The organism is Streptomyces sp. NPDC026673, assembly GCF_040638135.1.
Classification (GTDB): domain Bacteria; phylum Actinomycetota; class Actinomycetes; order Streptomycetales; family Streptomycetaceae; genus Actinacidiphila.
The window spans coordinates 34,031-61,005 of the sequence record NZ_JBEZXR010000053.1 but is presented as its reverse complement, the minus strand read 5'-3'; the positions used below and the strand labels follow the sequence as shown (position 1 = coordinate 61,005).

The following is a 26,975-nucleotide window of genomic DNA, read 5'->3' as shown; positions in this document are numbered from 1 at the left end:
CACGGGCAGGTCACTCCGCACCACTGAATCCGCCGGAACGCGCGTACTCATATACCCCAGCATCCCCCCACACCCCCCAAGCTGCGAATCAAACAGCGCAGACCGCCACGTACCGCCGCACACTGGAGGCGTGGACGCAGACGGCAGAGACGGTCCGGCCCGGGGAGCGGTGGCGGCCGGGCATCCCGCCCGGGCCGCCGGGGACGTCGACGACGCGGGCCTCCTGACGGAGGAGGCCGACCCGGCCGGCGGTGAACCGCTCGGTGACTTCCCTCGGGCGTGCAGCCGCATCGGCCCGGTCAACGCCGCCTGGGCGATCAGCGAGGCCCGGCAGCCCGTCGCCGCAGGACCGGACCTGTCATGACCGGGATCCTCGCCCTCCTGCGACGGCATCTTCGGCTGGTGGTCGCCGCCTGCGTCGTCGTGGCGGCCCTGGGCGTCTTCGTACTGGTCTACTTCCAGCCCCAGAAGCTCTTCGTCGACGAGACCGTCAACGATCCGCCGCCCGCCGCCACCGCCACCGCCACCGCCACCGCCGGGGAGCGTCCGGAGTCCGCGGGGACCGCCGCCGTCCTGTCCACCGGGGAACTGATCAGCCGCGGCCACCCGGGCTCCGGAACGGTCCGTGTCCTGCGCCTTCCGGACGGTTCCCGCGTCCTGCGGCTGGAGGACCTGCGCGTGGAGAACGGCCCGGATCTCCGCGTCCGGCTGACCGTCGCCGGCCCTCGCGCGCCGAACGGCGACTTCGGACGCGACTTCGCCGATCTCGGGGCCCTCAAGGGCAATCTGGGAAACCAGACCTATGCCCTGCCCGCCGGCCTTCGGCTGGATCGGTACCACGCCGTGGTGATCTGGTGCCGGCGCTTCACGTACGCCTTCGCTGCGGCGCCGCTGTCCTCCGCCGCCGGCCCGTCGAGGTGACGGTACGTCAGACCACCCCGGACGACGCCGGATCGGTCGCGGACTCGACCGCCACGGGCGGCGGCCCGGGGCCGTTAGCCGGGGCCACCGCGGGCCCCGCGCACGCCTTCGCCCGATCGCGGGAGGCGCGGCGCCCTCGACCCGGACGCGCCCCGAGAGCGCTCACACGATCGGCGCCGGCCGGGAAGGGGGGCCAGGCCGGCGCCGGATCGGAGCGGGGCCGTTCTCCTGCTCCGCGGGCTCCATGGGGGTCGCACCGCTCCGCGGTCCCCGTGGAGTCCCGTGCAGGACTCCCGCGCCTGGTCCAACCGTCGCCCGGGCGCGGTCATTCCCCGTTCCGTCCACGGCTCGGGTGCCGCGGCCTCCAGTCGGCTGCGAGGAGGCCGAACAGCAGGTCGTCGGTCCACTCCCCCTTGATCCACGAGTGGGCCGGGCGGCGGCCCTCCAGCCGGAACCCGGCGCGTTCCAGCAGCCGCGCCGATGCGGTGTTGCGGGCGTCGCATTCGGCCGAGACCCGGTGCAGGCCCGCCACGGTGAACAGCCGGTCCAGCAGCGCGGTGACGGCCTCGGTGGCGTAGCCGTGGCCCTGGTGTCCGCGGGCGAGGGTGAAGCCGAGATCGGCCTGCATCCGATTGCCGTGCAGGCACACGCCGATGTCGCCGATCAGCTCGCCGGTGGCGGCGCGTTCCACCGCGTACTGGAACCAGCCGGGCTCGGCGGGATCCCCCGCGGCGAACTCCGCCACCAGATCCTCGGCCGCCGCCAAGGACACCGGCGCGCTCCAGCCCTGGTAGCGGGCGACGGCGGGGTCGGACCGGTAGGCGGCCAGCGTCGGCGCGTCGCCCGGCCGGAAACGGCGCACCCGCAAGCGGGCGGTCTCCAGGAACATGCCCGTGATGCTCTCATGCCCGGCCGGCCCTTCGGCGGCCGGAGGTCACAGGCCCAGGGACACGGCCAGCCGGGTCAGCTCGGCGGTGCTGGTGAGGCCCAGCTTGGCGCGGATGCGGCGCAGGTAGGCGTCGACGGTATGCCGCGACAGGCCCATGTGGCGGGCGGTCTGCAGGTAGGTGCGTCCGGCGGCGATGTGGTGCAGGGTCTCGCGCTCGCGGGGGGCGAGCGCCCGGACGGCGTCGGTGGGTGCGGTGTACGGCTCGAGGGCGTGGCTCATGGCGGTTCCTCCGGCGGAGCGGATCGCTCGGGTCGGTTCGGCCGCCCCTGCCCACGCCCTCGAAAGCAGGGGACGAATACCGGAATGTCTCGTTTGCACCTCTTCACGCCGGGCGGGGTGTGTCCGGTTCCCCATCGCCTCCCTCTTTCTGAGGTTTCTCTTACATCCGCTGCTCAGCGGGGTTCGCGGCCCGAAGGTCGGTGCCCCGTCCGCCACTCCGGCCCCTTGCGTTGGTGCTCACCCGTCACAGGCATGATGCTGGTCAGTGGATGCCCTGGCCGAGCTCGGTTCCTCCGCCCCAGCGGGGGAAAGAAAGTAGCGAGGGCGAGATGACAGCCATGGAGCCACTTCCCACCGCCGCGGGTGACGAGCCGGACCCCCGCGGCACCGACGGTGCCACCGCCTACACCGCGACCGCCACCCTCGATGATCGCGGGATCGTCACCGGCTGGAGCGCACAGGCCCATCATCTGCTCGGCCACACCCCCGACGAGATCATCGGGCATCCCGCCACCCTCCTTCTCGCCGAACCCCCGCGCTCGGCCCCGCCCGTCTCCGCGCAGCGCTGGGCCGGCACCCTCGCGCTGCGGCACCGGGACGGACACACGCTCCATCTGCGCCTCCTCGCCCACCACCGCCCGCACGCGGACGAGGGCGCCGGGCACAACGGCGGTGGCGCCCGCGGCGAGGGCGGCTGGCTGGTGGTGGCGGCAGCCCCCGCGTCCTGCGACGATCCGCCGTCGCACGATGCCGTCCGTGCCTGGGCGTTCGCCCAGGCACCCTGCCCCCAGGCGGTCTTCGACGCCGGTCTGCGCCTGACACGTGCCAACACCGCCTTCGAGGAGCTCCTCGGCCTGGGCGAGGCCCAGATGCGCGGCCTCCGTCTGCCCGATCTCGCCCCGGGTGACACCGCCCGGCAGACGGAGACGCAGATGCGGAACGTCCTGGGGAGCGGCCGCCCGCAGCACGCGCCGGCCCCCTTCACGGGAAACGGCTCGCCCGCTCCGGCCGCGAGCGCCCCCCAGGGGGCGGTCGCACCCGGCGGGCGCGGCGGCACCGCGGAGGCCGCACCCCAGGGCGGCGGCGGCGGTGCGGCCGGCGGCGCCGGCACCCGAAGCGACGCCGACGAGGAGCACGCCCTGCGGGCGACGCTCACCCCGCTCGCGGACGCCGCCGGGACCGTGCGCGGCGTGGTGCTGACCACCCACCCGGCCGCCGAGGACCCGGAGGTCCGGCGGCGCTCGCAGCTCCTCCACGACGCGGCCACCCGCATCGGCACGACGCTGGACACCACCCGCACCGCGCAGGAGCTCACCGACCTCGCGGTCCCCGAATTCGCCGACTACGCCGCCGTCGACCTGATCGAGCTCCCCACCGCCCCCCAGGCGGCCCCCGCGGCAGGGGCGGTCACGGTGACCCGCACCGCGGCCAGTTCCATCCTGCCCGGCACCCCGGAGGCCCTCATCGCGCTCGGGGACACCGCGACGTATCCCCCGGGGTCGCCTCCGGAGCAGACGCTGACCACCGGCAAGGCCGCGCTCTACGACATCACCGACGCCACCCTGGCCCGCTGGGCGGCCCAGGACCCCCGCGCCGCCTGGATCCGCGAGGCGGGCACGCACTCCGTCATCGCCATCCCCCTGACGTCGGGCGGCAGCGCCCTGGGGCTGGCCGTCTTCAGCCGGCACCGCAATCCGACCCCGTTCACCGCGGACGACCTCGCCCTGGCCGAGAAGCTCGCCCATCGCGCCGCCACCGCGATCCACAACGCGCGCCGCTACGCCCGCGAACGCACCACCACGATGACCCTCCAGCGCAGCCTGCTCCCGCACAGCCTCCCCGAGCAGGCGGCCCTGGACATCGCCACGCGCTACCTCCCCGCGACGACCCACGCCGGGGTCGGCGGCGACTGGTTCGACGTGATCCCGCTGTCCGGCACCCGCGTGGCCCTGGTCGTCGGTGACGTCGTCGGGCACGGCATCCGCGCGTCGGCCACCATGGGCCGGCTGCGCACCGCCGTGCGCACCCTCGCCGACGTCGACCTCCCCCCGGACGAACTCCTCACCCACCTCGACGACCTGGTCATCCACCTGTGCGCCGACGACGACGAGGGCCACGACTCGGACACCGCCGGCGGCATCGGCACCACCTGCCTGTACGCCGTGTACGACCCGACGACCCGGCAGTGCAGCCTCGCCCGCGCCGGGCATCCGCCACCCGCCGTGGTGACCCCGGACCACGCCGTGCACTTCCTGGACGTCCCCGCCGGGCCCCCGCTGGGGCTGGGCGGGCTGCCGTTCGAGACCATGACGACCAACCTCCCCGAGGGCACCGTCCTCGCCCTCTACACCAACGGGCTGCTGGACCCCCACCACCACGACATCGACCAGTCCCTGGACAAGATGTTCACGGCCCTCGCGCACCCCGCCCAGTCGCTCGACGCCGTGTGCGACCGGGTACTCACCACGCTCATCACCCACCGGCCGACCGACGACATCGCCCTCCTGGTCGCCCGTACCCGGACCCTCCCGTCGGACCACATCGCCACGTGGCAGCTCCCCAACGACCCGGCCACCGTCGCGCAGGCCCGCCACCACACCACGACCCAGCTCACGGCGTGGGGCCTGGAGGAGACGGCGTTCACCACGGAACTGCTCGTCAGCGAGCTGGTCACCAACGCCATCCGCTACGGCAAGCCGCCGATCCGGCTGCGGCTGATCCACAACACCACGGCCCTCATCATCGAGGTCACCGACACCAGCAACACCACCCCCCACCTGCGGCGGGCCCGAACCTACGACGAGGGGGGCCGCGGTCTCCTCCTCGTCGCCCAGCTCGCGCAGCAGTGGGGCACGCGCCACCACCCCCGCGGCAAGACGATCTGGACCGAACAGGCCCTCACGCCCGTCTGAGGCCCCCGGCCACACTCCGCCCGGCAGTGGGCGCGCACACCCTGGCACATACCCCTAGGGGGTATACTATGTGGTCCAGCGTGCCCCGCCGGCGCACGCATGTCGGCCGAGGTTCGGCCCGGGCACCCAGGGAGCAGCCGTGAACACCGGAGCGAAGGTCGCGGCGTTCGCCGTCGCCCTGGCGGCGACATTCGGAACCGCCTACGGCGTGGGCGCGGCCGTCGACCCGGTCCGCGCCCCGGCCCAGCGCGGCGACCAGCCGTCGCACGGCGGGCACACCGGCGGCGTGGAACCCGGTGCCGACACCGGGGACCACCGGGGCGCGTCACCCGCGCCGGGCGGCCCGACGGCCGGCGATGCGCACGAGGGCGACCACGGGCACTGACGGCGGGCCGCGCGGCGCGACGTACCGGTCAGGCGGAACGGCGCCGCAGGCGACGGGCGCCGAGGACGGCTCCCGCGCCGGCGATCAACGAGGCCCCGGCCACCCCGGCGAGTCCGCTGACACCGGGACGATGCCCGTCGGTCCCGGTGTCCGCCAGCGCCGGGCCGCCGGACTCGGCCGCGGTGGCGGCCTGCAGGATCAGGTCGGTGACGGCGTCGGGGTGCGCGATCAGGGACACGTGGCAGGAGTCGATCTCCACGGTGTGGGAGTGCGCGCGCTCGGCCTCGAAGCGTTCCTGATCCGGGCTGATGGTCATGTCCTGGCGGCCGACGAGGGCCCAGGACGGGATGGTCTTCCAGGCCGCGACCTTGGCCTTCTCCGAGAACGCGGTGGTGGCCGCGGGTCGCTGGGTGACCCCCAGCAGATTCGCCTGGCTCTCCGACAGACACCCGGCGAACACCGGGTGCACCTTGTCGCTCTTGAGGTACAGGTCGGTGCCGCTGACGCCGCCGCCCGCCCGGTAGGGCACGGACCGGGTGGCGGTACCGAGGGCGCTGGGGAAGCGGGCCGACAGGGACATGCCGCTCTCGCCGACGTCCGGCATCAGCGCGGAGATGTACACGAGCGACTTCACCCGCGGGTTGCCCGCCGCGGCCGAGCTGATCACGGCGCCGCCGTAGGAGTGCCCGGCCAGCACGACGGGGCCCTTGATGCTCTCCAGCACGGAGGCGATGTAGGTGGAGTCGCTGTACAGCCCGCGCAGCGGGTTGGCCGGGGCGATGACCGAATAGCCGCGGCGTTCGAGCCGCTCGATCACGCCGTTCCAGCTGGAGGCGTCCGCGAACGCTCCGTGGATCAGGACCACCGTGGGTTTCGTCCCCGTCGTGCCCCCGTCCGCGGCGGCCGGCGCCGCCGCCACCGCGCACAGGGCCAGGGCGCACCCGGCCGCGGTGACGTGGGCGCGGCGTATGCGACGCCGGGAACGGGGAACCAGTGTTGCCGCCATGCCGTTTCTCGCTTTCCTCGAGGCTTACGGCACTTGAGTGTTCACGCCTCCGCGGCGACAGGCCCGGCCATGTCCGCCGACCGGGTCACTGGCAGGGGCCGTCGGGGTGAAATCGGCCCCCGCGGGGTGTCGGCCCCGCGGGAGGAACGACCGGGCGGGAGAACGGCGGCCGAACGGTCCGTGCGGGCGGCGGAACCCGCCCGCCGCGTCGGGCGTCGGGGCCGGCGTCAGTCGTGGTCGAGCGAGCGGTGCGGATGGGCCGGGTAGGCGCCCATGATGCGCACCTCAGAGGAGAAGAAGCGCAGCTCCTCCAAGGCCAGCGCCACGCTGCTCTCGTCAGGGTGGCCCTCGATCTCGATGTAGAAGCGGCTGGCCTTCAGGCCCGCGCCCACCTGGTAGCTCTCGATCTTGGTGATGTTCACCGCGTTGCTCGAGAAGCCGCCCAGTGCCTTGTAGAGCGCGCTCGGGATGTTCCGTACGGAGAAGAACAGGCTCGTCATCATCGGTGTGCCCGAGTCGGACGGGAACCGCGCGTCGCGGGACAGGACGACGAAACGGGTGGTGTTGTCGGAGGTGTCCTCGACGCCGCCGCGCAGCACCTGGAGCCCGTAGAGGGAGGCGGCACCGGGCGGGGCGAGCGCCGCGTGCCGCGGGTCGCCGAGCTCGGCCACCTCGCGGGCGGCACCGGCCGTGTCGTCGCTCACCAGCGTCTGCCAGCCGCCCTCGCGGATGATCTTCCGGCACTGGCCCAGCGCGTGCACATGACTGCGGACGCACACGATGTCGTCGAGTGTGGCGCCGGGTACGCCCATCAGGTCGAAGCGGATCGGCAGGAAGTACTCCGCGATGATCGACAGGTCCGCCTCGGGCAGCAGGTGGTGGACGTCGGCGACGCGTCCGGCGGCGGAGTTGTCCACGGGGATCACCGCCAGGTCCGCGGTGCCCAGCGAGACCGCCTCCAGGGCCTGCTCGAAGGTCGTGCACGGCAGCTCCCGGCAGTCGGGGTACAGCCGGTGGGCGGCGGCGGCGGAGTTGGACCCGGGTTCTCCCTGGTAGGCGATGGTCACCATGTGCTTGTCGGTATCTCCGGATCGGTGGGCTGTGCGTGCGGCGGGGCCGCCCCACGCATGCTACTGCGCACCTCGCGCGCGCCCCGTTCCCGTCCGAGGGCCGGACGGCCGCGGGCCGGGCCGGGCCGGGCCGGGCCGGACGAGCGGTTCCACCACGGTACGGCCGGGTGCCCCCGGGCGGCCCGGGGCCGCCCGGGGGCGTGAGCCTCGCCGCGGCGTTCACCACGGAAGCGGCGCCGCGCGGTCGGCGAAGGTGCCGGTCGGGCCGTCGGGGCCGACCGTGGCGTACCGCACGATCGCCTCGGCGCCCTCCTCCGGGGTCTGGATGCCGTGCCCGCTCAGGCCGTGGAGGTCGGTGGCGCTGAAACCGGGCTCGACCGCGTTGACCCGCATGCGGGGCAGGCCCTTGGCGTACTGCACCGTGAGCATGTTCACAGCCGCCTTCGACGCGGAGTAGACGGGCGTGACGTACCGGGACTCGTTCTTCTCCGGGTCGAGGACCGTGCCGAAGGAACCGAGACCGCTGCTGACGTTGACGACGACCGGGGAGGCGGACTCCTGCAGCAACGGGAGGAAGGCGTGCGTCACGCGCACGAGGCCGACGACGTTCACGTCGAAGACGTCCCGCATGTGCGCGGCGGACGCCTGCTCCGCGTCGATCATGCCCTCGAAGACGCCCGCGTTGTTCACGAGGACGTCGAGCCGGTCCTCTCGGCGGCGCAGTTCGTCGGCCGCCGCGGAGACGGAGGCGTCGTCGGTGACGTCGAACGCCAGCAGCCTGGCGCCGATCTCCTCGGCGGCCGCCCGGCCGCGTGCGGCGTCGCGGGCACCGATGTACACGGTGTGGCCGAGCGCGACCAGACGACGGGCGGTCTCACGGCCGAGGCCCTTGTTGCCGCCGGTGACGAGCGTGATGGTCATGAAGTGATCCTTTGCCGGTGATCGTTGTGCGCGTGGGTCCGCACGGGGGGTCTCTGGGGCAGGGCGGTCGACCGGGGACTAGGACCCGATGCCGTCGAGTGCGGCGATCGCGTCGGCGGGCAGCTCCAGCCCGGCCGCGGCGACGTTCTCGCGCAGGTGCGCGACGGAGGACGTACCGGGGATGAGGACGGTCGTCGCGGACCGCCGCAGCAGCCAGGCGAGGGCGACCTGCTGCGGCGAGGCGCCCAACCGGGCGGCGACGTCCGCCAGTTCACGGGACTGGAGCGGGGTGAAGCCGCCGAGCGGGAAGAAGGAGGCGAAGGCGATGCCTTCGGCCGCGCACCGGTCGACGAGGGCGTCGTCCTGACGCTGCACCAGGTTGTAGAGGTTCTGCACGGCCACGACGGGGGCGATGGTCCGCGCCTCGGTGAGCTGGGCGCCGGAGACCCCGCTGAGGCCGAGGTGCCGGATCAGACCCTGCTCGCGCAGTTCCGCGAGGGCGCCGAACTCCTCGGCGATGGAGTCGTCGCTGGTGCCCGCCACCGAACCGAGGCGCAGGTAGACCACATCGAGGACGTCCAGCCCGAGGCGCCGGAGGTTGTCGTGGACCTGGGCCTTGAGGTCCGCGGGTTCCAGGGAGGGGATCCAGCCGCCCTTGTCGTCGCGGCGGGCGCCGACCTTGGTGGCGATGCGCAGTGCGTCCGGGTAGGGGTGCAGCGCCTCCCTGATGAGCTCGTTGACGATCGCGGGCCCGTAGAAGTCGCTGGTGTCGATGTGGGTGATCCCCAGATCGACCGCCTCGCGCAGCACCGCGAGGGCCTGGCCGCGGTCCCCGGGCGGGCCGAAGACGCCGGGCCCGGCGAGCTGCATGGCGCCGTACCCCATGCGGCTGACGACGAGGTCGTCCGCGAGCCTCAGGACACCACCGGGAACATTCAGGGCATTGCTCATGTATCGCACCTTCCGCGCATTGGTGTGGGGGGATGACGAACCGGTCGACTCCGGCCGTCATCCACTGTGCGCGGCGCCCGGCGCGGGTGGCAGTACCCCGCTGTTCCCGGGGGTGACAGGACCAGGCACCCGGCGGGCGGCTCCGCACCGGCGGGGCACATCCGGCCCGGGAGTCGCCGCGTGGCGAACCCACTCGTGCAAGGGATGCGCGTCGGGCGGCGGGCGCCGATAGGGTCCCCGCATGCTCGAAGTGGCGACCGGCGTCTGGCACTGGCGGGCGCCGCACCCGGACCGGACGCCGGACGAGCGGTGGGCGAGGGAGGTGTCGTCGTACGCCGTCGACGACGGGACCCGGCTCCTCCTCTTCGACCCGCTGTCCGTGCCGGGCGCGGTCCTCGCGCTCGCCGTCCACCGCGATCCGGTGGTGGTGCTCACCGCGCCGTGGCACGAACGCGACACGCGGAACCTGGTCGAGAGCCTCGGAGCACCGGTGTTCGTACCGCCGCCCGACACCGCCGACGACCTCGTGCAGAAGTTCGGCATCGCCGCGGAGCAGGCCGCCGGTGGCAGCCCCGATGTCGGCCGGCTGCTCGCCGGGGACGCAGGCGAGGGGCATCTGTACGCGGCGGGCGACCGGCTTCCGGTGGGCATCGAGGCCCGCGCCGGGAGGGAGCACAACGACCTCGTGCTCTGGTACGACCGCGCGGGGGCCCTGATCGCGGGCGACACGCTGGGCGACTTCGGCCGCGGCCCGCGGATCAACGAGCGGCTGCGGGGCGGCGTCACGCACGAGGAGGTCGTCGAAAGACCGAGGCCGCTGCTCGCGCTGCCGATCGAGATCGTCCTCCCGGCGCACGGGGAACCGGCGGACCGAGCCGCGCTGGAGCGTGCGTTGTCCCTCCGGCCTCGCCCCTGACCCCGTCCGGCGCAACCTCTGTCGCCGCCGGACTGCGCCGCGTCCACGGACGGGGCAGCCTGGGGAGCGGAGCCCGCCTGGTCGTCCTCGCACGCCGACCGGGCGGGCCGCTCCCCGCCACCACCCCGCCGGAAACAGTGCGGGACCCTCCGGGATGACCTCGCGGTCCGCGGTGGTTGTACGTCACGGAGGCGTACACCGTCACGCGAGGGAGCAGCGGACATGACCGCTCAGGACGTCGAACGGACCGGCTTCACCGAGGAGTGGGAGCGCTGGCACCGCGCCAAGGAGGAGGTGCTCGCCGCACCGCACGGCTTCCTCGCGATCACCAGCCTGCGCTGGCTGGGACCGCTGCCGGAGCGCTTTGACGACGCCCCGGGCCGCTGGTCGGCCGCGGACGGCCGCGTGGTGGTCGACCTGGACGAGGACGAGGAGTTGACCGTCGACGGGGCCGCGGTGCGCGGCCGGTACGACTTCGGGGTCATCGGCGAGCGGGACAGTGTGTACGCGGGTTTCGGCGACGCGGTGGTCGAGGTCGCCAAGCGCGGTGGCCACGACATCCTGCGTCCGCGCCACCCGGGGAACCCGCTGCGCACCGCGTTCACCGGGACACCCGCCTACGCCGCCGATCCGCGCTGGGTCCGCGACGGCCGGTTCGTTCCTCATGACGTCCCCCGTCCGGTGACGGTGGGGGCCGCGGTCGAGGGGATGGAGCACGTCTACGACTCGCCCGGCCAGGTCGAGTTCGAGGTGGACGGCGCGACGTACCGGCTCACCGTCTTCAACGGCTCCCGGCCCGGCGGCCTGATGGCCCTGTTCACGGACGCGACGTCCGGTGTGACCACCTACGCCGCGAACCGCTCCCTGCAGATCGACCCTCCGGACGCCGGGGGCCGGGTGAGCCTGGACTTCAACCGCGCCGCCAACCTGCCCTGCGCGTACACCGACCTCGCCACCTGCCCGCTCCCGCCCGCCGGGAACCGGCTGCCGTTCGCCGTCGAGGCGGGCGAGAAGATCCCCCGGGAGCGCGCCGGACGGGCCTGATCCCCGGCCGCGTCCGACGCACCGGCCGCCCGTCTCAGCCGCGCAGGACCTCCCGGCCGAGCGTACGTCGGGCCGGGTCCAGCGCGGCGTCGACCTCCTTGTTCCGCGCCACGTCCAGCACGATGGCCGCCGGGTGGTGCTCGCGGCGCTCCACGGCGGCGCGGCGCAGGTGGGTCGGCGGGTGCGTCAGGTCCTCGGCGTGGGCGGTCAGGACGGACAGCCGGCGCCGCCGCTCCAGCTCGTGCGCGGGGATCGACGCCACGTACTCCTTGAGGCGTTCCCAGACCGCCTCGTCGGGTTGCCGGGCGGCGTCCCGTGTGGAGCGGTGCACGGTGCCCGCGGTGACGTACTGCTGGTCGAGCCAGAAGTAGACGGCGTCGGCCAACAGCAGGACGTCCAGCCCGCCGATGGCCGCCTCCGTCGAACCGATCCGCGCCTCGAGATCGTCCGCGAGGTACTCGGCCTGCTGACCGGCGCGCAGGGTCAGGTGGGTCAGGACGTGCAGGAGCAGCAGCACGGCGGAGGCCGGAACGAACATGAGCAGTCGCGCGGCGGTCTCGATCATTCCCAGGCCGCTGGTGTCGTCCTGCGGACGCAGCAGTACGTACCACTCGGCGAGCGTGCGCTGCGCGGAGCCGATGACGAACGTCTGGCCGGTGTCGCCGTTGACGAAGTGACCGAACTCGTGGCCGAGCAGGCCGACTCGCTGCTGGGGGGTCAGCACCTCCCACAGCCCGAGTCCGATCGTCAGCACCTTGCGCCGGCGCAGGCCGACTGCCTGGACCCAGGCGTTGAACTCGGCGTGCACCACGACCACGTCCGCCCGTGGCGCCCCGAGGGTGTCGGCCACCTCGTCCAGCAGCGCGTAGAGCGCGGGAGCGTCCGCCCGGCGCAGATGGACCCCGTGACGGGGCATCCGCCCCAGCCGCGGACGCATCAGCCATGCCAGGCCCAGCAGCAGGACGCCCAGCACGGCGGGGACGACCGCCCGCCAACCCGTCACGAGGAGCCACACACCGGCGCCCGCCACGGCGAGCGTCAGCAGGTGCACGAGCCCGGCGATCACCTGGGCACCGACGTACGCCGCGCCCCGGCCGGGCCTCGGCGGTCGCTCCGACGTCATCCTGGCGAAGAGCTCCTCGCCGTACCTCCGCGACAGGCGCCGGCGCAACGCGTCGAGGCGACCGTCGTGCTCGTCGTCGTCCTCGTTCCCGCCCCGCACGTTCCAGTCGCACGCCGCGCACCAGACGACGAACCGGTCGTCCGCCGTCAGCGGCTGCCCGCACTGCGGGCACGGTCTTCCACCCTCGGTCCCCATGCCGCCCCTCCCCTTGATCATCTCCGGCCGGGGCATCGTAATGGTGCTCCAGGTGCTCCGGGTGGTCAGGGTGCTCCGGTGCACCCCGGCAGGGCCACCGCCCGCCCCGGGCGAAGGGTTCACCAGGTGTGCACGCGCGGTTCAGCCCCAGACCGCGGGATCCGTGCCCCAGCGCCCCGGTGGGCGGCTCCAGTCCTCCGGGGCGCCGAGGTACCCCAGGGGCGGCCGGGCGTGGACCAGGCGTCCGTACGGGGAGTCGGCGACGGCGAGCCGGGGCTCGGCGTCGTGACCCGCCCCGGATCCGGCCTCCGCATCGCTCGGGCGGATCCCGTGCGTCAGCCAGGACGCCGTGCCCGTCAGCGACAACCGCAGCAGCCGTCCGCCGCCTTGGCGGCGGGCGTCGGTCAGGGCGCGCAGGACCGCGGCGGCCAGCAGATAGCCGGTGCCGTGGTCGAGGGCCTGGGCGGGCAGGACGCCGGGGCGGCCGTCCGGTCCCGCCTCGATCGAGGCGATGCCGGACCGCGCCTGGACCAGGCTGTCGAACCCGCGCCGCTCCGCCCACGCACCGGACCGGTCCCAGGCCCGGAGCTGTGCCACGACCAGGCCCGGACGCCGCTCGCGCAGGGCCCGCGCCGACAGGCCGAAGCGGTCCAGCGCACCCGGACGGTAGCCGGTGACCACCACGTCGGCGGCGGCGAGGAGTTCCTCGAAGTCCTTGCGGCCGGGCCCGGAGAGGTCCAGCCGCGCCGACCGCTTGCCGAAGCCGGTGTCCGCGTGGGCCCGCTCGTCCTCCGGGAGCCGCGGGCTGTCGACGCGCAGCACGTCCGCGCCGAGCAGCGCCAGCGTGCGGGTGGCGACGGGTCCGGCGATCACCCGGGTCAGATCCAGCACGCGGATGCCCTCCGCGGGCAGTCCCGAGGGCGGCAGGGGGCGTACCTCGGCGTCGTCGGTCCGCTCCGCCTCCACGAGCGGCACTGCCGCGGGGCCCGGAGGTCGTACGGCGACGGCCAGGCCGCCCGCCGCGTAGACGGTCTCCTCGACCTCGGCGGCCGCCCGGCCCGCCAGCTCGTCCGCCAGCCGCCCCACGAGGACCTCGTCACCGCCGTCGTCGGAGATGCGCAGGGCGGCCAGCAACCGGGCCCGGTGGTGCGGGTAGTTGGCATGGGTGCGCACCCAGCCGTCCGCGGTGCGCCAGAAGCCGGACAGCGGGGCGAAGGACGTGGCCGCCCGGCCGTCGATCCGCAGATGGCGCTCGCTCACGAAGGCGGTGGCCACCGCTGCCTCGTCCACCAGGACCGGGGGCGGCGGCCCGCCGGAGCGCAGCGCCAGCAGCTCGGCGGCGGCTAGGGAGCAGACCCCGACCGTGGCCCGGGCCATCCGCCGCACCGGCAGCCTGGCGGGCAACACCCCGGCCACCTCCCGGTACGCGACGTGTTCCGCCCGATCGGGGGCGCCGCCGAGGGCCTTCCAGGCGTCGGCGGTCGGGCGGTCGGGCGGCTGCGGCATCATGTCGTTCCTTCCTCGGGGGACGGCCCGGGCCCACCGGTCACCGGCGGTGCGGGGCCCAGCGGTTGAGGGTGGTGCCGTCCGCGGCCAGGGTGAGCCAGGTGCCGTCGCCGAGCGCGACGGGGTAGCCGCCCTGATCCGGATCCCGGTCCGGACCCGGGTCCGGACCGGGATCCGGGTAGGCGACCGGGCCGAGCGGGCGCAGGGTCAGCGCGTCCAGCAGCCAATGCCGGGACTCCTCCCGGTGGTGGCCGGCGTCGTAGGCGGCGGCGATCACGGTGTGCCCGTCGACGAAGCCCGCGACGAAGTCCCAGGCCGGTTCGAACTCGTCGTCGTCCGTGTTCGCGTCGCGGCCCGCGAGGTCCGCGGCGTCCCGGTCCATGAGAACCTGTCCGCCCGGGAAGCGGTGCAGCAGGAGCGGGTCGTGGCCGTGCGGTGTGCTCAGGAACGCCCGGCCGCCGGGGTGCAGGGCGACGGGGATGCGGAAGCCGTCGCCGATCTCCCCGGCGGTGAGCGCCGACCCGTCCCAGTGGCCGACGTAGGCCGGGGAACCGTCCTGGCCCTGGCCTGTCGCGAGGATCATCCGGGAGCCGTCGGGGGGCGTGAGTTGGTGCGAGCCCTGGGAACCGCCCTCGACCCGGGCGTGGCCGAGGACGGTGCCGTCGGCGGCGTCCAGGAGGACCCACTGCTCGTGCGAGTCGACGTACGGGTCGCCGTGGTCGATGTCCGGCCGGACGTGCGCCCAGACGTGCCGGCCGTCCGCGCCGACCTGTACGGAGCCGCTGAAGAAGCCCGGGCACGGCTCGGGGCCGTCATGCCGGTGGGGACCGTCGCCCCAGCAGCCGTGCCCGTACTCCCAGCGGGTCCGGCCGTCGGAATCCAGCGCCAGCACGGAGCGCTGCCCGGAGAGGACGATCAGGCTGCCGTCCGGGCTCGCCGCGCAGGCGCTGTTCCGCCAACCGGGCCAGGGGTCCGCGACGGTGGCGAGGACGGCCGGCCCACCGGCGAACGCCGCCCCGAGGTCGACCAGCGCGATCACGCCGTCGTGGCGCAGCAGTGCGTGGTGTCGTCCGCCGGGATGCCGCAGGAGCGCGTGACCGCCCGTCACGGGGGCGGCGCCGGGCAGTTCGACCGCGCCGACGGCGCGCGCGGTGATCGTCATGAGGTCTCCCCGAGCAGCTCCGGGACGTCGGCACCGGCCCCTGACCGCGCCTGCAGGAGGGCGACCGCGTCCTTGACACGTCCGCGGCGGATGAGCACCTCCGCCAGGGGGATCTGGTCCATGTCGCCGTCGGCAGGTGCTCGCAGGACGTCGATGGCCTCGTCCAGCCGTCCGGCGTCGGCCAGCACCTCGGAGAGGAGACCCGCATCGCTCCGGGCAGCGGCGTCGCGGTCGGCGCGCAGCTCAGTGATCGCCTGTTCCGTGCGGCCGCAGTACGACAGCAGCCGGATGCGCTCGACGAACAGCTCCGCCGAGGTGCCTCCGTTCCGGACGGCCAGGTCGTCGATGGCCGCGAGCGCCTCATCGGCGCGGCCCTGGTCGGCCAGGAGCGTGCAGAGCATACGGAGGACCCACTCGGGATCGCCGCCCATCGATCCCGGCACGGGCCGCAGGACCTCGATCGCCTCGTCCGTCCGGTCGTGGCGGACCAGCAACTCGGCGAGCGCGACGGACCTGTTCGGGGAGCGGTCCGCCGCGAACGGCCGGAGCACGTCCAAAGCGCCTTCCACGTCCCCGCGTTCCTCCAGGGCAACCGCCAGGCGTCCGGCCGCCGTCTCCGCCCCGCTTCCGGCGATGTGGCCCCGCAGTTCGTCGAGCCGGTCGTGCCGTACCAGCAGTTCGGCGAGCAGGTCGCGGCCGTTGACCACGGCGACGTCGCAGGCCCGCTGCAGGGCCACCGCCTCGTCGACCCGCCCCTGCCGTTCACGCACGACGGCCAGCAGATGCACGGCGTTCCTTGGCCGGGCGTGCCACGGATCGCGCCCTCGCCCCGCCTCCACATGCGCCTCCAGCAGCGCGGCGATCTCGTCGTCCCGGCCCAGCCCGGCGCTCACGTCGACGAACGCCTCGGCGAGAGCGCTGTCCCTGGTGTGCGGGCGCAGCAGTTCACAGGCCTCGGCGGCGCCGCCGTGCCGGGCCAGCAGCCTGGTCAGGTGCTCGAACAGGAACGGCATCCCGCGCTTGGCACTCCGGCGGGCCAGGGCGATCGCCTCGTCCGCGCGTCCGCCGTCCTCCAGGACGTCGACGACCGCTGCGACCGCGCGCCACCAGTCCGTGCCGGCGAACGGCGCCAGCACGTCCAGGGCGTCATCGTGCCGGCCCTGCCCGACCAGTTCCCGCGCCCACGCCGACGCGCAGATCCAGTCCCCTCGGCGCGCCTGCAGCCGCACCTCGTCGAGGTGGCCGTGCTCGATCAGCAAGGACACGACCTCCGGCGGAATCCACCCCTCGTAGGTGCGGTAGCGCCGTTCCAACCCACCGAAATCCACGACACCGCACCCTAGTGCCGTTCCGTGAACGTCCCTCCGATGGGGATCGGCTCAGCGGGCCAGGCCAGGCTCCGGCATCCCGCCCTCGCCGTGGGGCGGCTCGGTGATGTCGTAGGAGATGCGGCCGGCGGGGAGGTAGAACAGGGCGATCAGGGCGCCGCCGCGGACCTCGGGGTAGTGGTGGCTGCCGGGGCCGGGGGCGGTCCAGCCCGGACCCTGCCAGCCGTGGGGACCGGCCAGGCGCGCGCCGCGGTCGACGGGGGCCACGAGGTTGATCTCGCCGTAGGGGTGGGCGTGGTACTGACCCCGGTAGGGCGCCTCGCTGTTCATGTAGACCGCGGTGATGCTGAAGTACAGCGTCTCCCGCGAGGGCGGCGCGATGAGGCTGCGCCGGTAGTTCGGGCCGTCGACCTCGACGTTCGCGGCCCACCCTTCCTCGACACCGAGCGTGATCAGGCGCGCCAGGTGTCCGTACAGCTCGCCGTCCGGACCGTGGGTGTCGTTGAGCCACCCCTCCAGCTCCTTGCCGGCGGTGCGGTTCCTGACCTCGTCCAGGAACGGGATGCTGCGCTCGACGAGCTCTCTCCTGTGGTCCACCGTGCCTCCCACTCCGAGTAATTTCATTACACCTAATGACTGTAACCCATCAGTCCATGCCGCCTCGCCGGGAATGCGGACATAATCGACTATCGTTACAGTCGCTATCTGTAAATCAAATGACCCCGGCATTCGCTTCGACCGCAGGGCGGAGGGGCCATACGAGGAGGTAGGTCCGTGCACAAGCTCATCCGGCGAGCCGCGGTCGCGACGGCGCCGGTCGCGACCGCGGCCGGCGCGTCGACCGAAGGCGGATATCGCCACGGCGGCTGCTCGCACGGCGGGAGGCGCGCGGGGCTCCGCAGGCGGGCGTGGGCCGGCACCTGCGGGGCGTGGCGGCTGACCGAGACGGCCGCGCCCGTCGCGTTCGTCCTGATCATCACCGCGATCGGTCTCGCGACCCCTCCCGACATCCACCTGGCCTCCCTCCTCATCGCCGCGCCCGCCCTGACGGCGGCGATCTCGACGACCCGCACGACCGCCGGGACGGCCGCGCTCTCCCTGACGGCCGCGGTGATCTGCGACGTCCAGGACGGCCTGCTCCGCTCGCCGATCCTGCCGACCCATGTCGCCGCGCTGCTGGCGGTCTCCTTCTTCCTCGTCGCCTTCTGCAGCGCCCGCGAGCGCAACCGCCGGGAGGCCACACGGCTGCGGGCGATCTCCGAGGCGGCACAGCACGTCGTCCTGCGGCCGCTCCCCCGCCGCATCGAGAACCTGCGGCTCGCCTCGGTGTACCGGGCGGCCGAGACGATGGCCGAGGTCGGCGGCGACCTCTACGCCGCGGCGAGGACGCCGTACGGCACCCGGCTCCTCATCGGCGACGTCAAGGGCAAGGGCCTGCAGGCACTGGACGACACCGCGACCCTGCTCGGCGCCTTCCGCGAGGCGGCGCACCAGCACCCCACCCTTCCCCGCCTGGCCGCAGCCCTCGAGGGCAGCGTCCGCCGGCATGTGTCCGAGGTGCGCGAGGTCGACGCCAACGCCTCCGAACGCTTCACCACCGCACTGCTCGTGGAGTTCCCGCCCGGCGACTGCGCCATGAGGACGGTCAGCTGCGGACACCCCCTGCCGCTGCTGCTGCGCGACGGCCGGATCACCGCGCTCGCGAGCCCGGCGCCCGCACCGCCCCTCGGCCTGGCGAGCCTCGATCCCGCCGCCTACCGGCAGGACACCTTTCCGCTCGCGCCGAGGGACCTCCTGCTGCTCTACACCGACGGCCTCGCCGAGGCACGCGACGGCTCCGGCGCCTTCTACTCCATGACCGACCGGGGCATCCCCCGGAACGCGGCCGGGAGCGACCCCGAATCCCTCCTGCGGGAGGTCCTGGACGACCTGCTGCGCCACACGGACGGACAGCTGAACGACGACGTGGCGCTTGTGGCCGTCCAGTGCGCACCCGCCGTCTGACGCACCCCGGCACCGACCCGCCCATGCGCCGCGACGCCGACGCGGCCCCGGGCACGGGGAGTCCGCCTTCGACGCGGGCGCCCTCCGCGGTCGGCGGCCGGAGGGGCCCGGGCCCCCGGGACCCGGTGGAATCAGCCCGACGCGGCGGGACGGGTCGCGATCGTGGGCCAGAGGGTGTCGACAAGACGGTCGGGGATGTCGGCACCGGAACCGCCGGTGCGCAGGTAGTCCGCGAAGTAGCTCCCGAAGCACAGCGTCACGACGGTGTCCAGGTCGGCGTCCTCGCGCACCTCGCCGCGCTCCTGGAGCCGTCGCAGGGTCTCCAGCAGCTCGCCGCACCGGGGCCGGACCCCGTGCTCGCGCAACTGCTCCAGCAGGCCGGGGACCCGCTCGGCCTCCGCCATGAAGTTTCCGTGCAGGGCCATCGCGGCCCGGTTGTGGTAGCGCGGGTCGAGGCGGCGCACGGCCTCCCGGAACGCCTCGACGGCCGGCAGCTCGTCGAGGTCGATGTCGGGGTACGCCTCGCGCTGGGCGCGGAAGCCGTACTCCAGGGCGTCGACGACCAGGTCGTACTTGTTCGCCCAGCGCCGGTAGAGCGTGGGCCGGGTGACCCCCGCGTCGGCGACGATGTCCCCGATGGTCATCTGCGAGTAACCGTCGGCGACCAGGCGCTTGCGCGTCGCCTGGATGATCGCCTCCTCGATCGCGGGATCACGCGGGCGGCCGCCGGAGCGCGGTGCGGCACCGCCGCCCGGTCCACGGCCGGACGCCCTGTCGCTCTTCGCGGTCCCAGCGCCCCTGGCGCCACCGGCGCGGTCGTCGCCGCTCATCCACGGTCCCCTCTGTGCCCGGACGCAGCCCGTCGCCCACCCTCGCGGGCGTTACATTACATAAGCGTAACGTAACGAGCCCCTCGCTTCACCCCGCCGGCGGCCGCGCGGGCCCGTGAATGCGACACCGGGCGTAGGCGCGCACCATGTGCCAGACGGGCGCGGCGGCCGCCGCGGAGGGCGGAGACCCCCCGAGTCCCGGCGCACGCCGACCCGTTCGCGGGTGGGGGTGCCGACCGGCGGCGGCCCGGCTATCGTACCGACTGGACGGTACGACCGATCCGTCCGCGACCCCCGAGGAGTCCCGCATGCCGCGCGTGAAGTCCAACGGCCTGGAGCTCGAGTACGACACCTTCGGCAGCCCGGGGGATCCGGCGCTGCTGCTCGTCATGGGGCTCGGCGCGCAGATGACGTTGTGGCGGCCGGAGTTCTGCTCCGCCCTCGCGGACCGCGGATTCTTCGTCGTGCGCTACGACAACCGCGACGCGGGTCTGTCGACCGGCCTCGACGGGCACCCCCTGCCGGACATCCGCGCCGTGCTGTCGGGCGACACCTCCGGCGTGCCCTACCTGCTGGCCGACATGGCGGAGGACGCCGTCGGGCTGCTGGACGCGCTCGACATCCGGGCCGCGCACGTCGTCGGCGCGTCGATGGGCGGCATGATCGCCCAGCAACTGGTGATCGACCACCCGGACCGCGTGCTCTCCCTCTGCTCGATCATGTCCACCACCGGCGACCGATCGGTCGGCCGCGCCTCGGCGGAGGCCATCGCGGCCATGCCCGGTTCGAACGGCGTCCCCCCGACCCGCGAGGCCGTCATCGACGAGGGGGTGCGCCGGGCGGCCGTGATCGGCTCCCCCGACTACCCGCCGGCTCCGGAGGAACTGCGCGAGCGCGTGACCGCCGCGTACGACCGCGCGTACCGCCCGGAGGGCTACATGCGCCAGTACGCCGCCATCCTCGCCTCGCCGGACCGTACGCCGGGACTGCGCTCGGTCGCGGTGCCGACGGTGGTCGTCCACGGCGAGCGGGACCCGCTCATCGATCCCAGCGGCGGACGGGCCACGGCCGCCGCGGTCCCGGGCGGCGAGCTGCTGCTGATCCCCGGCATGGGCCACGACCTGCCGGAACAGGTGTGGCCGGCGATCCTCGACGCGATCGCCCGCAACGCGACCCGGGCCTCCTGAGCGAAGGCCCGCCCCCGCCCGGCCCCTTCGTCCGGCATCGGCCGACGGACGAAGGGCCGAGGCGCCAAGGGAGCACCTCCCGACCGCCTACCGCACCGACGCCGCCGGCGGGCGCTCCCGCAGAGCGCCGTAGCCGATGAAGTAGGCGGGCACCCGCTTCAGCCACGGTGTGGAGTTGAACAGGCCGGCGAGCCGCCCCGCCCGGTCGGCGTCACCGAGCGGGGAGCGTCCGGCCAGCACCGGGGCGATGAACCGCCGGTGGGCGAGGCGCTGCAGGCCCTGCGTGGCGGCCGTGGTCGGCCACCGGCGGCGCTGGACGGCGCGTACGTCGCGCAGCCCCACGCTGCCGCGGCGCAGCGGCTCCACCAGGTGGCGCGCGGTGGCGACGGCGTCCTCGACGGCGAGGTTGATGCCGATGCCGAAGACGGGGGACATCGCGTGCGCGGCGTCGCCGATGCAGAGCAGCCCCGGACGGTGCCAGCGCTCCAGCCGGTCGCAGCGCACGTCGAGGAGGCTCACCTCGTCCCAGGAGCGCACCGCTCGCACCCGGTCGCCCAGCCAGGGCACGGCGGCCGAGAACGCGGAGAGGAACCGGTCGAGGCCCGCCGCCCGGCGTTCGGCGTCGCTGCCCTTCGGAATGAGCGCGGCGCACTGCCAGTAGTCGCCGCGGTCGATCATCGCGGTGAGGAAGCGGTCGCCGACACCGCCCACCAGGCCCCGCGGGTCGTCCGGGTGCCGCGGCAGGCGGAACCACCAGGCGTCCATCGGGCAGCCGAATTCGCGCAGGCCCAGTTCCGGCCGCGACCGGGCCAGCGATCCGCGGCCGTCGCAGGCCACCGTCAGGGTGGCCCGCAGCTCACCGGCGCGTCCGTCCGAGGTGCGGTACCGGACGCCCGTGATCCGGCCGTGCTCCTCGAGGAAGGAGGTCGCCTCGGTGGCCATGCGCAGGCTGAAGGACGGCTCGCGGCGGGCCTCGTCCGCCAGCAGGTCGAGCAGGTCCCACTGCGGCACCATCGCCACGTAGTTGTACGGCCCCCGCAGTGCGCCGACGTCCGAGACGGTGACCAGGGACCGCCCGGCGCCGATCGGCAACTGGACGGTGGTGACGCGGCGTTGCGGCAGCGCGGCGAAACGCTCGGCCAGGCCGAGGTCGTCCAGCAGGGCGAGGGTCGAGGGGTGCACGGTGTCGCCGCGGAAGTCCCGCAGGAAGTCGCCGTGCTTCTCCAGGACGGTGACCTCCACCCCGGCCCGGGCCAGCAGCAGGGCGAGCACCATGCCCGCCGGGCCGCCTCCCACCACGCAGCACGTGGTCCGTTCCATCACAGCCCACCCTCCACCGGCATCCGGGCCCGCAACAACGGGACATATTATCCTTGAAGGGTGCAAATCACTGCCGTCATGCGATGCGACGCGTCCCCGGAGGCCTGATGAGCCAGCAGCCGGTCACCCTGCCCTACGGCGATCCCGCCTTCGTCGCCGATCCCTTCTCCCTCTACCGCGAGCTGCGCCGGGAGGGCCCCGTCCGCCGGGCGGTGATCCAGGGCGAACTCGAGGCCTGGCTGGTCACCCGGTACGAGGACGGCCTGGCGGCCCTGACCGATCCGCGGCTGAGCAGCGACGTCCGGGACGCGGCCGACCCCCGGCTGATGGAGCGGCTGCCCACCACCGAGCGCGAGTCGATGATCCGCACCATGCTGCGCGCCGACCCGCCCGACCACACCCGGCTGCGCCGGCTGGTCTCCAAGGCCTTCACCGCCCGCCGCGTGGCCGAGCTGGAGCCGCGTGTCCAGGCGATCGCCGACGAACTCCTGGACGCGGTCGTCCCCGCCGGGCGCGCCGACCTCGTGGAGGACTTCGCCCTGCCGCTGCCGGTCACGGTGATCAGCGAGCTGCTCGGGGTGCCCGTCGCGGACCGCTACGACTTCCAGCGGTGGACCGACGACATGGTCCTGCAGGGGCCGCAGCGACCGGACCCGGCCAAGATCGAGGCGGCCTGGCGGCAGATGCACGCCTACCTCACCGCGCTCATCGACGCCAAGCGCGAGCGTCCGGGGGACGACCTGCTCAGCGCGCTGATCGCCACCCACGACGACGAGCGGCGGCTGGACCGCGACGAGCTGATCGCCATGGCCTTCCTGCTGCTGGTCGCCGGGTACATCACCACCGTCAACCTCATCGGCAGCGGCATCGCCGCGCTGCTCACCCACCCGGACCAGCTGCGCAAACTGCGCGAGGACCCGGAGTTGCTGCCCGGCGCGATCGAGGAGTTCCTGCGCTACGACGGACCGGTCAACCCCGGCATCGCGCGCTTCGCCCGCGAGGACCTCACCATCGCCGGTGTGGCGATCCCGCGCGGCGCGACCGTGGTGGTCGCCTCCGCCATCGCCGACCGCGACCCGGCCCGTTTCACCGACCCCGACCGCCTGGACATCACCCGCCAGGACAACGCCCACCTGGCCTTCGGCCACGGCATCCACTACTGCCTGGGAGCGCCGCTGGCCCGGCTCGAGGGGAGGATCGCCATCGGCGCGGTCCTGCGCCGGCTGCCCGGCCTCGCGCTCGCGGTGCCGCCCGGCGAGCTGCGCTGGCGGCCGGGCGTGCTGCGCGGGCCCGCGCGGCTGCCCGTCACCTTCGGTTCCGGCGACGGGACATGACGCCCCACCGCCGCCGGGAGGGTCAGATGATCTGCTCGGTGTCGATCCGGACGTCCACGCGCTTGTAGGCGTCGGGCTCCTGGGTGATCACCGGCAGACCGGTGGACAGGGCCAGGTGGGCGGCGTGGGCGGTGGCGATGTCCGTCGCGCGCTCATGGGCGATCTGCGCGACGGACCAGCAGGCCGCCTCACCCAGCGGACGGAAGACGAAGCACGGTGCCGCCAGGGCGTCCTGGAGGCGTTCGTAGACCTCGCCCAGGACCGACTCGGCCAGGCCCTGCGCGAGGGGAACGGCCGGGACGTACAGCGGCACCGCGCTCTGCGCGGAGCGGATGACCCGGGCCACCATGTACGGCCGCCCCAGGGCGAGGGCCCGGACGGCGGTGTGGTCGAGGATGTAGCCGCCGCTCACGCCGCCTGACCCGGGTCGGCGGGGGGAGCGGTCTCGAAGCCGCGCCGCGCGTCGGCCGCGGTGACGGCCTCGACGGCCGCCTCCCACTCGCCGGGGTGCTCCTGGCGTGCCCGGGCGGCGAGCCAGTCGACCGCGCGCAGGGCGCGTTCGGTGCGCTGAAGGCGTTCGGTGACGGCCGCTTCGATGAAGGCGGACCGGTTGCCGCCGGGGCCGCCGGCCAGCTTGTCGACCGCGGCGACGGTTTCCTCGTCGAGGGTGATCGTGACCTTCTGCTTCGCCATACGACCACCTTACCGACGTATGGCCCCGAAGCGGGGACGTCGCGAGGCCCCGCGTGTCGGACCCGGATGACACCATGAGGCCCCGCCCACACGCCCGCGTCCGCGTCCACGTCCACGCCCGCGTCCGCGCCCACGTCCACGCCCACGTCTGCGGCCGCGCACACGTCCGCCGCGGACCCGGCACACCCAGGGAAAGGTCCCACCGGCGATGTCGCTCATCCACCACACGACACTGACGCCCACCAAGCTGGAACTGCTCGCCGAGTGGCTCCCCCGGCAGCCCTGGTACGCGGGCGCCGAGCGGCGGCCCGAGCTGGTCAAGGCGGGCGGGTTCCGCCTCGACGACCCCCTGGGCGAGGTGGGCGTGGAGTTCATGGTGGTCACCGACCAGGACGGCGCCGCCTACCACGTGCCCATGGGCTACCGCGGTGCGCCCCTGACCGGTGCCGAGGACGCGCTGATCGGCACCACGGAGCACGGAGTGCTGGGCAGGCGCTGGGTGTACGACGGCACACACGACCCGGTCGTGGTCGCCCAGTTGGCCGCCTTGATACGCGGCGAGGCCGAGGCGCAGGCCCAGAGCGTGAGCGACACGCCCGACCCGACCGTCACCCGTCACTACGCGGGGCCGGCGGACGCCGCCGTGTCCGGCGCCGGATCGGCCGCCGACGGACCGGACGCGACGACCGACGTCACCCTCGACGGCGGCCCCGCGGGCCGGCTCGTCCTCCGCGTGACCCGCGCGCTGCGGCCCGGCGCGACGGGCGGCGCGGACGGCGTGGACGGCGCGGACGGCGCCGACGCGCTGGGGCACGTCGCCGCCCGCTGGCAGCGGCCGGACGGCACCGAGGCCCGCGCGGTCTTCGCAACCCTCGTCGGGGCGCCGACGGCCGGGTGAGCCGGGCGGTGCGGGCCGCCCCCGGCGCCCGTCCGGCGGCGGCAGCCCGTCCCGACCGGCCCCGGGCGACCGGTGCGGCGACCGTCCCCGCTCGCCGCGCGTCGGGCTCCTCCCTGGCGGAGACTGGGAGACGAACCGTCGTGCCGTGGTCGTCGACCTGGTCAGCCGAGGGAGCGGGACATGCGCATCGATCTCACGGGACGAACCGCCCTGGTGACGGCGTCGACCCAGGGCATCGGAGCGGCCATCGCGGCGGGACTCGCGCGGGCCGGAGCACGGGTGGGCGTCAACGGACGCGACCCGGAACGGGTCGCCCGGGCCGTCGCGCAACTGCGGGACGAGGTGCCCGGGGGCGACTTCGTCGCCGTGGCCGCCGACGTGGCGACCGCGGAGGGCGCCGAGCAGGCCTACGCGAACGTGCCCGACGCCGACATCCTCATCAACAACCTCGGCGTCTTCGCCGCCAAGGACGCCCTCGACATCGACGACGCCGAGTGGCGCCGCTACTTCGAGGTCAACGTCCTGTCCGCGGTCCGCCTCACCCGGATGTACATGCCGCGGATGCTCGAACAGGACTGGGGGCGGATCCAGTTCATCTCCAGCGAGTCGGGGGTGGCGATCCCCGTCGAGATGATCCAGTACGGCACCACGAAGACGGCCATGCTCGCCCTCGGCCGCGGCTTCGCCAAGAAGGCCGCGGGGTCGGGCGTCACGGTGAACTCGGTTCTGGTCGGCCCGACCCGCACCGCCGGTGTGGAGGAGTTCGTGCAGGACCTCGTCGGCGCAGAGTTGCCCTGGGAGGAGGCGCAGCGCGTCTTCATGCGCGAGCACCGCCCGCAGTCCCTGCTGCAGCGCCTGATCGAGCCGGCCGAGATCGCCAACATGGTGGTGTACCTCAGCTCCGACCTCGCCTCGGCCACCACGGGCGGCGCCGTGCGGGTCGACGGGGGATGCGTGGACGCCATCGTGCCCTGAGCGTTGCCGACGTCCAGGGCGCAGCGGGCCGCCGGGACGGCGTCCGCACCGCGGACCGCGGATGGGCGGGAGACCTCGCCCGGGTGATCGCGGAGTGGCGGCACCCCGTGATCACCGGGCCCCGTGCCCGTCCCGCCGCCGGAACCCCCGACGCGGCCTGTCACCCCGCCCCGGTCCGGTCTCCCCCCAGCACGGCTCGTTCGGCCTCGTCGACCCGCAGCCGCGCGGCCGTGTCCCCTCCCTCGGCCCGGACGGCGCCCCGGACGAGCGCGAGGTAGAACAGCGCCGGGGCGCACGGGGTCCAGGCGTCGGTGCGGTGGATGAAGCCCAGCGCCGATTCGGGGTCCGCGGGGACGAAGGCGTACTCGTCGTGCTCCCACTTGTCCTCGATGCCCCGGCTCCAGCGGAACCGGAGCTCCTCCTCACTCAGGTCCCCCAGTACGGCCCGGAAGAACGCCGCCCACTGGTTGTTGCGCAGATCCAGGCCGAATCCCAGCAGTTCCAGATCGGTCCGATCCGAGGACTGCACGGCCAGCTCCTCCCGCAGTGCCCGGCGGGCGATCGCGTGCAGGCTGACCTCACCGGCGGCGGACAGATCGTGGTTGGCGGCCGCGCCCTCGTTCGCCGAGGAGTTCCAGCGGCTGGCGTTGGGCCCGGCCACCTTGGCGCTGCGGCGGGAGAACAGCATCTTGCCGTCCTTGCCCGTCTCCACGGCCACGTTCACCCCGAAGCTGCAGAACATCCACGCGGGCGCGTCCAGCGGATCGCGGTCCTGGAGGTACTGCCGGCGCAGTGTGGAGCCGTTGGCCAGTCTGCGGTCGAGGTTGATCGACGTGGTGAGGTAGTCGTAGTAGTCGGCGTCGAGGAAGGAGAGCGTGACCTGGGGTTCCTCTGCGGTGTGCGTCCGGGAGACGACCAGGCTCTCCACCGCGAAACGCGGGTTGTTCCAGTGGTGCGGTTCACCCGCGGCCTGCCTGCGGGCCTCCTCGTCCTCGATCTCGCGCCGCCACAACCCCAGCTCGTCGGGAAACTGCACCCTCCGGTTCTCGTAGAGGACGCGGACGTTCTCCTCCTCGATCGGGCGGGTCCCGTCGCCTTCGTAGAGATGACAGTCCGTCACTTTCCC

General features: G+C 74.0%; 27 protein-coding genes. 11 read left to right on the top strand and 16 right to left on the bottom strand.

Annotated elements, in window-relative coordinates:
* Nucleotides 1–130: 130 nt before the first annotated feature.
* Together AB0F62_RS29495 and AB0F62_RS29490 are read left to right on the top strand one after the other, a co-directional pair.
* Complete coding sequence (locus AB0F62_RS29495; RefSeq protein ID WP_361805768.1) at nucleotides 131–364, top strand: hypothetical protein; 234 nt, start codon at nucleotides 131–133, stop codon at nucleotides 362–364.
* Nucleotides 361–921 carry a DM13 domain-containing protein gene (locus tag AB0F62_RS29490; RefSeq protein WP_361805765.1) on the top strand — a complete coding sequence of 187 codons (561 nt, stop codon included), beginning with the start codon at nucleotides 361–363 and terminating at the stop codon, nucleotides 919–921. Before AB0F62_RS29495 ends, AB0F62_RS29490 begins: the two co-directional genes overlap by 4 nt.
* A gap of 325 nt (nucleotides 922–1,246) precedes the next feature.
* Here AB0F62_RS29490 and AB0F62_RS29485 read toward each other — a convergent pair whose 3' ends face one another.
* Nucleotides 1,247–1,810 carry a GNAT family protein gene (locus tag AB0F62_RS29485; protein WP_361805762.1) on the bottom strand — a complete coding sequence of 188 codons (564 nt, stop codon included), beginning with the start codon at nucleotides 1,808–1,810 and terminating at the stop codon, nucleotides 1,247–1,249.
* A 45-nt stretch (nucleotides 1,811–1,855) separates the two neighbouring features.
* Nucleotides 1,856–2,089: a helix-turn-helix transcriptional regulator gene (locus tag AB0F62_RS29480; RefSeq protein WP_361805759.1), complete on the bottom strand. Its 234-nt coding sequence runs from the start codon at nucleotides 2,087–2,089 to the stop codon at nucleotides 1,856–1,858.
* A gap of 338 nt (nucleotides 2,090–2,427) precedes the next feature.
* Here AB0F62_RS29480 and AB0F62_RS29475 point away from each other — a divergent pair, with 338 nt between their 5' ends.
* Together AB0F62_RS29475 and AB0F62_RS29470 are read left to right on the top strand one after the other, a co-directional pair.
* On the top strand, nucleotides 2,428–5,001 hold the full coding sequence (locus tag AB0F62_RS29475; protein WP_361805756.1) for a SpoIIE family protein phosphatase: 2,574 nt from the start codon (nucleotides 2,428–2,430) through the stop codon (nucleotides 4,999–5,001).
* 139 nt (nucleotides 5,002–5,140) lie between these two features.
* Nucleotides 5,141–5,386, top strand: coding sequence for a hypothetical protein (locus tag AB0F62_RS29470; RefSeq protein ID WP_361805753.1), 246 nt, complete (start codon nucleotides 5,141–5,143; stop codon nucleotides 5,384–5,386).
* 28 nt (nucleotides 5,387–5,414) lie between these two features.
* On the opposite strand, the gene AB0F62_RS29465 is transcribed toward AB0F62_RS29470, so the two are convergent.
* The 4 genes from AB0F62_RS29465 to AB0F62_RS29450 all read right to left on the bottom strand — a co-directional run bounded on the left by AB0F62_RS29465 (nucleotide 5,415) and on the right by AB0F62_RS29450 (nucleotide 9,334).
* Nucleotides 5,415–6,392, bottom strand: coding sequence for an alpha/beta hydrolase (locus AB0F62_RS29465; RefSeq protein WP_361805751.1), 978 nt, complete (start codon nucleotides 6,390–6,392; stop codon nucleotides 5,415–5,417).
* 227 nt (nucleotides 6,393–6,619) lie between these two features.
* The gene (locus tag AB0F62_RS29460; protein WP_361805748.1) at nucleotides 6,620–7,462 is read right to left on the bottom strand and encodes a prephenate dehydratase; all 843 of its coding nucleotides are present in this window, start codon (nucleotides 7,460–7,462) and stop codon (nucleotides 6,620–6,622) included.
* A 219-nt stretch (nucleotides 7,463–7,681) separates the two neighbouring features.
* On the bottom strand, nucleotides 7,682–8,383 hold the full coding sequence (locus AB0F62_RS29455; protein WP_361805745.1) for an SDR family NAD(P)-dependent oxidoreductase: 702 nt from the start codon (nucleotides 8,381–8,383) through the stop codon (nucleotides 7,682–7,684).
* A 78-nt stretch (nucleotides 8,384–8,461) separates the two neighbouring features.
* Nucleotides 8,462–9,334, bottom strand: a complete 873-nt coding sequence (locus AB0F62_RS29450; protein WP_361805742.1) for an oxidoreductase — start codon at nucleotides 9,332–9,334, stop codon at nucleotides 8,462–8,464.
* A gap of 241 nt (nucleotides 9,335–9,575) precedes the next feature.
* Here AB0F62_RS29450 and AB0F62_RS29445 point away from each other — a divergent pair, with 241 nt between their 5' ends.
* Nucleotides 9,576–10,250, top strand: a complete 675-nt coding sequence (locus AB0F62_RS29445; RefSeq protein WP_361805739.1) for an MBL fold metallo-hydrolase — start codon at nucleotides 9,576–9,578, stop codon at nucleotides 10,248–10,250.
* 222 nt (nucleotides 10,251–10,472) lie between these two features.
* Nucleotides 10,473–11,294 carry a DUF1684 domain-containing protein gene (locus tag AB0F62_RS29440; protein WP_361805736.1) on the top strand — a complete coding sequence of 274 codons (822 nt, stop codon included), beginning with the start codon at nucleotides 10,473–10,475 and terminating at the stop codon, nucleotides 11,292–11,294.
* Between the two features lie 34 nt (nucleotides 11,295–11,328).
* Here the strand turns inward: AB0F62_RS29440 and AB0F62_RS29435 are convergent, their stop codons facing one another.
* From AB0F62_RS29435 to AB0F62_RS29415, 5 genes are all read right to left on the bottom strand, one after another.
* Complete coding sequence (locus tag AB0F62_RS29435) at nucleotides 11,329–12,612, bottom strand: M48 family metalloprotease (RefSeq protein ID WP_361805733.1); 1,284 nt, start codon at nucleotides 12,610–12,612, stop codon at nucleotides 11,329–11,331.
* A 141-nt stretch (nucleotides 12,613–12,753) separates the two neighbouring features.
* Nucleotides 12,754–14,121 carry a CoA transferase gene (locus AB0F62_RS29430; RefSeq protein WP_361805730.1) on the bottom strand — a complete coding sequence of 456 codons (1,368 nt, stop codon included), beginning with the start codon at nucleotides 14,119–14,121 and terminating at the stop codon, nucleotides 12,754–12,756.
* Between the two features lie 37 nt (nucleotides 14,122–14,158).
* Nucleotides 14,159–15,280: a hypothetical protein gene (locus AB0F62_RS29425; protein WP_361805727.1), complete on the bottom strand. Its 1,122-nt coding sequence runs from the start codon at nucleotides 15,278–15,280 to the stop codon at nucleotides 14,159–14,161.
* Nucleotides 15,277–16,608 (bottom strand): hypothetical protein, encoded by a 1,332-nt coding sequence (locus AB0F62_RS29420; protein ID WP_361805724.1) that lies wholly within the window; start codon nucleotides 16,606–16,608, stop codon nucleotides 15,277–15,279. The genes AB0F62_RS29425 and AB0F62_RS29420 overlap by 4 nt, the downstream gene beginning before the upstream one ends.
* 51 nt (nucleotides 16,609–16,659) lie before the next feature.
* The gene (locus AB0F62_RS29415; protein ID WP_361805721.1) at nucleotides 16,660–17,205 is read right to left on the bottom strand and encodes a DUF4863 family protein; all 546 of its coding nucleotides are present in this window, start codon (nucleotides 17,203–17,205) and stop codon (nucleotides 16,660–16,662) included.
* 177 nt (nucleotides 17,206–17,382) lie between these two features.
* Here AB0F62_RS29415 and AB0F62_RS29410 point away from each other — a divergent pair, with 177 nt between their 5' ends.
* Nucleotides 17,383–18,612, top strand: a complete 1,230-nt coding sequence (locus AB0F62_RS29410; protein ID WP_361805718.1) for a PP2C family protein-serine/threonine phosphatase — start codon at nucleotides 17,383–17,385, stop codon at nucleotides 18,610–18,612.
* 131 nt (nucleotides 18,613–18,743) lie between these two features.
* On the opposite strand, the gene AB0F62_RS29405 is transcribed toward AB0F62_RS29410, so the two are convergent.
* On the bottom strand, nucleotides 18,744–19,442 hold the full coding sequence (locus AB0F62_RS29405; RefSeq protein ID WP_361805715.1) for a TetR/AcrR family transcriptional regulator: 699 nt from the start codon (nucleotides 19,440–19,442) through the stop codon (nucleotides 18,744–18,746).
* Between the two features lie 308 nt (nucleotides 19,443–19,750).
* On the opposite strand from AB0F62_RS29405, the gene AB0F62_RS29400 reads away from it, so the two are divergent.
* Nucleotides 19,751–20,629: an alpha/beta fold hydrolase gene (locus AB0F62_RS29400; RefSeq protein WP_361805712.1), complete on the top strand. Its 879-nt coding sequence runs from the start codon at nucleotides 19,751–19,753 to the stop codon at nucleotides 20,627–20,629.
* Nucleotides 20,630–20,716: 87 nt separating this feature from the next.
* On the opposite strand, the gene AB0F62_RS29395 is transcribed toward AB0F62_RS29400, so the two are convergent.
* Nucleotides 20,717–21,949 carry an FAD-dependent oxidoreductase gene (locus AB0F62_RS29395; RefSeq protein WP_361805709.1) on the bottom strand — a complete coding sequence of 411 codons (1,233 nt, stop codon included), beginning with the start codon at nucleotides 21,947–21,949 and terminating at the stop codon, nucleotides 20,717–20,719.
* A 107-nt stretch (nucleotides 21,950–22,056) separates the two neighbouring features.
* Between AB0F62_RS29395 and AB0F62_RS29390 the strand changes: the two genes are divergently transcribed.
* Complete coding sequence (locus AB0F62_RS29390) at nucleotides 22,057–23,283, top strand: cytochrome P450 (protein WP_361805706.1); 1,227 nt, start codon at nucleotides 22,057–22,059, stop codon at nucleotides 23,281–23,283.
* A 22-nt stretch (nucleotides 23,284–23,305) separates the two neighbouring features.
* Here the strand turns inward: AB0F62_RS29390 and AB0F62_RS29385 are convergent, their stop codons facing one another.
* Both AB0F62_RS29385 and AB0F62_RS29380 read right to left on the bottom strand, forming a co-directional pair.
* On the bottom strand, nucleotides 23,306–23,695 hold the full coding sequence (locus AB0F62_RS29385; RefSeq protein ID WP_361805703.1) for a hypothetical protein: 390 nt from the start codon (nucleotides 23,693–23,695) through the stop codon (nucleotides 23,306–23,308).
* Nucleotides 23,692–23,976 carry a ribbon-helix-helix domain-containing protein gene (locus AB0F62_RS29380; protein ID WP_361805700.1) on the bottom strand — a complete coding sequence of 95 codons (285 nt, stop codon included), beginning with the start codon at nucleotides 23,974–23,976 and terminating at the stop codon, nucleotides 23,692–23,694. The genes AB0F62_RS29385 and AB0F62_RS29380 overlap by 4 nt, the downstream gene beginning before the upstream one ends.
* A 208-nt stretch (nucleotides 23,977–24,184) precedes the next feature.
* Here AB0F62_RS29380 and AB0F62_RS29375 point away from each other — a divergent pair, with 208 nt between their 5' ends.
* Nucleotides 24,185–24,874 carry a 1,4-alpha-glucan branching protein gene (locus AB0F62_RS29375; RefSeq protein WP_361805697.1) on the top strand — a complete coding sequence of 230 codons (690 nt, stop codon included), beginning with the start codon at nucleotides 24,185–24,187 and terminating at the stop codon, nucleotides 24,872–24,874.
* A gap of 180 nt (nucleotides 24,875–25,054) precedes the next feature.
* Nucleotides 25,055–25,849 carry an SDR family oxidoreductase gene (locus AB0F62_RS29370; protein ID WP_361805694.1) on the top strand — a complete coding sequence of 265 codons (795 nt, stop codon included), beginning with the start codon at nucleotides 25,055–25,057 and terminating at the stop codon, nucleotides 25,847–25,849.
* A 160-nt stretch (nucleotides 25,850–26,009) separates the two neighbouring features.
* Here the strand turns inward: AB0F62_RS29370 and AB0F62_RS29365 are convergent, their stop codons facing one another.
* Nucleotides 26,010–26,969, bottom strand: coding sequence for a translation initiation factor 2 (locus AB0F62_RS29365; RefSeq protein ID WP_361805691.1), 960 nt, complete (start codon nucleotides 26,967–26,969; stop codon nucleotides 26,010–26,012).
* Nucleotides 26,970–26,975 lie beyond the last annotated feature (6 nt).